At 50.6% G+C, this 5,210-nt stretch carries 7 protein-coding genes; all 7 read right to left on the bottom strand.

The genetic code is table 11. The features are described from left to right. A partial coding sequence (locus AQR02_RS22660; protein WP_187388823.1) for a ribonuclease E/G occupies window positions 1–493 on the bottom strand: 493 nt, incomplete at its 3' end. Window positions 494–526: 33 nt separating this feature from the next. Continuing rightward, window positions 527–1,369, bottom strand: coding sequence for a M50 family metallopeptidase (locus AQR02_RS22665; protein WP_054942700.1), 843 nt, complete (start codon window positions 1,367–1,369; stop codon window positions 527–529). Then, window positions 1,362–2,219, bottom strand: coding sequence for a M23 family metallopeptidase (locus AQR02_RS22670; protein ID WP_054942701.1), 858 nt, complete (start codon window positions 2,217–2,219; stop codon window positions 1,362–1,364). Before AQR02_RS22670 ends, AQR02_RS22665 begins: the two co-directional genes overlap by 8 nt. Before the next feature lie 159 nt (window positions 2,220–2,378). Continuing rightward, window positions 2,379–3,173: a septum site-determining protein MinD gene (minD, locus tag AQR02_RS22675; RefSeq protein ID WP_054942702.1), complete on the bottom strand. Its 795-nt coding sequence runs from the start codon at window positions 3,171–3,173 to the stop codon at window positions 2,379–2,381. 5 nt (window positions 3,174–3,178) lie between these two features. Continuing rightward, a complete protein-coding gene (minC, locus tag AQR02_RS22680; protein ID WP_054942703.1) occupies window positions 3,179–3,838 on the bottom strand; it encodes a septum site-determining protein MinC in 660 nt (219 codons plus the stop codon). Between the two features lie 80 nt (window positions 3,839–3,918). After that, entirely contained in the window at window positions 3,919–4,449 is a 531-nt protein-coding gene (gene mreD, locus AQR02_RS22685; protein WP_054942704.1) for a rod shape-determining protein MreD, read from the bottom strand. Beyond that, window positions 4,449–5,210 (bottom strand): rod shape-determining protein MreC (mreC, locus tag AQR02_RS22690; protein WP_054942705.1); only part of this gene is annotated, 762 nt, incomplete at its 5' end. The genes mreD and mreC, both read right to left, overlap by 1 nt.

The following is a 5,210-nucleotide window of genomic DNA, read 5'->3' on the forward strand; positions in this document are numbered from 1 at the left end:
GCATGATCAGCCCTTCCTCGCGCCGCCTCAGTCTTTCGCCGATGACTTTAAGCCGGTTCCGTTCCGATTCACGGCTGATTTTTTTGGACACCCCGACGTATTCGGCATAAGGCATGTACACCATCCAGCGTCCAGGCAGTGTGTAGTGGGTGGTCACCCTGGCTCCTTTGCCGCCGCGGGGCTCTTTGCGGACCTGAACGATGATCTCCTGGCCGGGCTGCAGCAGTGTATCAATGGAGGGCTTCACCTCCGGCTGCTTGTCCAAGTGCGGATGAAGTACATCATCAACATATAAAAAAGCATTTTTCTTCTGTCCGATATCGACAAAAGCGGCCTGCATGCCTGGCAGAACATTCATAACCCGTCCTTTATAATAACTGCCGACCAGCCCTTGCTGCTGATCGCGCTCAGCCGCATACTCCACCAGCCGCCCGTTCTCCAGAAGAGCCATCCGGGTAACATGCTGCGTGCAGTGAACGATCATTTGTTTCATGGCTTCACCTCTGGTATTCAATCATTCATGTATCTAAATTCCGAAATAGGAAGAGATCAGGCGCTGCTCCGGTAAAACGGCTACCACATTTTTATCATCATTCATCACATAAATAAAATGATATTGATTACGTTTAAATAGACGCAATATATCATCTAAAGGTTTCGCGGAAAAAGCAACAATAGGACGTGCGGCACTCCCCGAGCGTAGATGCCGTTCATAAGCCGCCTCCCTGTTCATCAGAAAAGCCACAAAGCGGTAAGGCAGATTACGCTGATCCGTAACATTCGAATAGAGCAGAAAAGCACCGATCATCAACAGGTTCAGCCGCAGGCCGCCGCCTGTCATAAGCGGAAGCACCGCATAGCAAATGACCAGCACGCTTGCTGTTATGCTCACTCTGCCGTTCCATAGGAGAGTGTAATAATAAGGCACCAGCATGCTAAGCGCAGCCTGAAGGATTTTGCCCCCGTCCAGAGGGAGCACCGGCAAAAGATTAAAAAGTGCAATAATGGCATTTGCCTGTATAAAATAAGCAAGAAAGGCACTATTGCCGCCTCCTGCATGCTGGAGGAGAAGAGCCATCACAATCATAATTCCGTTTTGCAGCGGTCCGGCAAGCGCGATGGTAATCTCCCGGCCGGCGGTGAGCCGCCCGTGATCCTCGATAACAGCCACACCCCCAAATGGAAGCAGCTGGACAGACTTGACCGTAACCCCATTAAGCAATGCGGCAATGACATGTCCCATTTCGTGAATAAATACGATTGTAAATAACGTTAGCAGTTCCAGGAACTGTCCGGTAATGACAGAGAGGAGCATAATCAGCACGAACAGCGGATGCAGCGACAGCTGGATTCCTAATATCCTAATCAAACGATACCACTTCAGCGGGATCAATATAAGTCTTGTCTTTCATAATTGCAAAAAAAAGCAGCGGCGCAGCCTGGTTCTCCGTATCCTGCATCCAGCCGACAGTATCCCCGCTCTGCACCCAGTCATCCGCCGATAATCTGGTTCCACTTAAATGGCCGTATTCCGCTGTTATATTACCGGTATGGCGAACAACAACCCGGATTCCTCCCTGTGCTTCTTTCGATACAGAGAGCACACGGCCCGTATCTACACTTTTCACCGTGACATTGCCGCTTGAATCGTCCAGAGGCATAATCTCCACGCCTGTCAGCGTGGAAGCGAAGGCGCGTACGATGCTTCCCTCCAGCGGAGCGTTTAAGGTGTGCGACGCGTTCACCTTTTGCGCCGGCACTTCATCTTCACCAAAAATCGGAATAAAGGAGGGCGCCCCGTTAAAATGCGCTTCATACCAGACCTGTGCCGCTGCGAAATCCATGTCATTACTCAGTACATCGGTAATAAAATCCTGCGCCTTAACCGCCCAAGGCTCTCGGGACATGAAGATGCCCCACACTGCCCCGAACACAAGGACACTGGCGACAGTACGCCGGATAAATCCGGCGGCAAACTGCGGTGTACCGCCTCCGCCCCCCTCGTCTATCCAGCCTCCGCGCTGCTGCTTCCACAGGAGCTCAGGGTCGGGCTCCGGTCCAGTTTGTGTCTCGCTTCGCTCCCCAAGTCCCCATTCCTTATAGCTCGTCACATTATCGCTCAGCGTAAACAGCGGCGGTGCCGCTGCTTCCGGGTTCTCATCCAGCAGGCTGCGGATACGTTCCTTGCGGCGTCCTTTGATGCCTGAATTCTGTTCCATATTCATCCCTCCGGCGGGCTTGTTTTAATGCTAGTTTATGAGACCGCAGCATCTGTTTAGAACAAGCCCCCACGGAAGGGAATACCAAGAAAAATCCCGCCGCAGATACTCTGCAGGCGGGATTATCATGGATAATTCTATAATTGCTCTACGTACCGTTTAACCCATACCAAAAAATTTCTTAAATTTACTAAATGCACCCGGCTTGCGGTCCAGCTGCATGAGCGGTACGGCATCACCCAGAATACGCCGCGCGATGTTACGGTAAGCGATCGCCGCAGGCGAGTTGGGATTCATCACCGTCGGCTCCCCGCTGTTCGCCGCCTTGATCACAAGCTCATCATCCGGAACAATTCCAATCAGGTCAATATTGAGCACTTGAAGGATGTCCTCTATATCGAGCATATCTCCCGACTTGACCAGACCCGGCCGGATTCGGTTGACCACCAGTTTCGGGGATTCCACACTGGATTGCTCCAGCAGCCCGATAATCCGGTCCGCATCCCTTACAGCGGCATGCTCCGGAGTGGTAACCACAATAGCTTTATCAGCACCGGCTATGGCATTGCGGAATCCGTGCTCAATCCCGGCGGGACAATCGATCAGGATGTACTCGTACTCCTTCTTCAGCTCCAGAATAATATCCTTTACCTGCTCAGGGGTAACGGACGTCTTGTCTTTCGTCTGTGCAGCCGGCAGCATATACAGCTCATCAAACCGTTTGTCCTTGACCAGCGCCTGATTCAGGCGGCAGCGTCCCTCCGCCACATCGACGAGGTCATAGATGATCCGGTTCTCCAGCCCCATAACTACATCCAGATTCCGCAGTCCGATATCCGTATCAACCAGACATACTTTTTTGCCCTGCAATGCAAGTGCGGTTCCAATGTTGGCTGTTGTGGTTGTTTTGCCAACTCCGCCTTTGCCCGAGGTTACGACAATCGCTTCTCCCATGGAGGCTACACCCCTTTAAACACATTTAAACCCTGACGTAATTTGACTATATTATGAATTTTGTCGATCTGCATAGCGCCGCTCGATAAATAGGCAAATTCCATGCTGCTCTCCCGGGTTCCCCATTCATCCGGAGGCCGGCTAATGACATCGGCGATCCGCAACTGTGTCGGTGACAATAAAGAAGCGGCAATAATCGCATCCTGATTGCCGTCCACTCCGGCATGAGCCATCCCTCTGAGTGCTCCGAGAATATAAATATCACCTGAACAGGTAATTGTACCTCCCGGATTCACATCGCCCAGAAACAACAGATTGCCCTGGTGATGCAGGACTTGCCCGGAACGAAGCATACCGCTCATCAGGAACAAGGCCTCAGGATCCACATTACCTTGATCTTCAACCGCTTCAATAGAGCGAATCAGCAGATTGCCCTGACTTTTTAGAATCTCCAGCACCGCCGCTTTGTCTTCATCGGTGACGGGGCGGCTCCCCAGCTTAACATCCACGTGCACAATCGGACCTGTTAAAATATTTTGATGGCTGTGCTCCAGCTTATAGCGAAGCTCGCTTAAGAGATCTTCAAAGGGACACTTGTCGTCTAGCAGGAATACCAGGCCGTCCTTGATGCCCTTAATCCTTACATGCTTGGATTTTACTGTCATATGCCTGTCCCCCCATCCTCATTCATTCGTTCCGGGTCAGGTAAATTCCTTCTTTGCGTGAAAGAAAATGCGGAGCCCGGTTATGCCGGTTCTTCCTTGCGGGTCTCTTTCTTCAATAATTCCAGCTGACGCCTTACCGGAATGTATAAGAGTAATCCGACGGCAAAATGAAAGAGCATGGTTGGAAGCATATAATTCAGAAGCGCCCAGTTATAGGGCTCCTGATTGAGATTGAACACACTGTAAATCGCAAACAGGATGCTGTCCTCCAGCAGACTGCCAAGCAGCACAACTGTCATCATCAGCGGAAGCGGCGCGCGCGGAATCTGGAAGACCAAACCAATCAGATAAGCGGACAGCCCCATTGCGAAGGAATGGGCACCCAGAATTCTGCCGTAGTAAACAATATCATGCAGCATGCCGAAAGATAGTCCTAAGATAAGTGCCGTATGCCGGTGATGATAGATCGTTACAAACAGGATCACGATAAAAACAAGATTAGGAATAATCCGCAATTCCCAGGCATCCGGAAGCAGCCAGGGTAGAATGGTGCCCTGAAGAATAAATAAAAGAAACAATAACAGTACAAGAACAGATCTGCGCATCCTCACTATTCCACACGCTCCTCCGTAAACACCACGAACAGATCCTTCCAATTCTGAAAGTCAGCCGTAGGGTCAATGAGCGCAGTCGAGGTATAGCCGAACTCCCCTTCCTGGACACTCTTCACTGTACCAATGGTCAATCCCCGCGGGTACACGCCGCCGCTGCCGGAAGAAATAATGGTATCTCCCGGAGCGATAGGGTCGCCTACCGGGATCTTGTTCATCTTAAGCATTCCCGTTTGCTGATCATAGCTTTCAACCATCCCGAAGCTTTGCTTTTCTTTGTTCAATACAGTTGCAGCAATCGGCGGCTGGGAATTAGGATCATTCGCATCCATCATTGTCATAAGCTTCACAGTTGAAGTGAAATTACTTACCTGACTGATGACTCCGACCAAGCCTTCCACAGAAATTACAGACATATTAGGTTTGATTCCGTCCTTAGAGCCAAGATCAATCACTATCGAGCTATTGCTCGGCTCTGTCGTCAAGCTGATGACCTGAGCAATATGCAGCTCATATTGGTAGAGCTTTTTCTGGGCCTCACGGAAATCCAGCTCTACTTTGTAATTCTCATTCTCTGCTTTTATGAAGTTGTAGGTCGCTTTATCCCGTGCGTACTGGGCAGCCAGAATTTTGAGCCGCTCGTTCTCTTCAGCAAGATCATGCAGATTCCCGATATCTTGGAAGAAGCCCGCTACATATCCAGCGGGCTTGTAGAACAAACTTTGCACGAATCCGGTTGTATCCCTGAGGAAATTCTCCGG

The sequence above is a fragment of the Paenibacillus ihuae genome, from assembly GCF_001368795.1.
GTDB lineage: Bacteria > Bacillota > Bacilli > Paenibacillales > Paenibacillaceae > Paenibacillus_AQ > Paenibacillus_AQ ihuae.